Genomic DNA, 231 nt, shown 5'->3' on the forward strand with positions numbered 1-231 from the left:
CGGTTCTGCGGGTGTCCGCCAAGCTGGTTATCGACTTCGACGGTGAGTTGCGCAGATTGGTTGGCGACCTGCGCTAGACGCTGTGGGACAGCGGGGGCGCCGGGCTTGCCGCGCCCCAGCTCGGTGTCGGGTTCCGCGTGTTCGTCTGGGGCCCCAAATTGTCCGCCGGCGGTTTGGTCCACCTGGTCAATCCCGTTCTAGACTTCCCGGGCGAGAAGGTACAGGACGGCG

General features: G+C 66.2%; 1 protein-coding gene. It reads right to left on the minus strand.

The features are described 5' to 3' along the window. Window positions 1–182: hypothetical protein (locus KVT44_RS57385; RefSeq protein WP_217577249.1), on the minus strand; the 182-nt coding region annotated here is incomplete at its 3' end. Window positions 183–231: the final 49 nt, after the last annotated feature.

It is taken from the genome of Streptomyces sp. GbtcB7 (assembly GCF_019091445.1).
In the GTDB taxonomy this organism is placed as follows: domain Bacteria; phylum Actinomycetota; class Actinomycetes; order Streptomycetales; family Streptomycetaceae; genus Streptomyces; species Streptomyces mirabilis.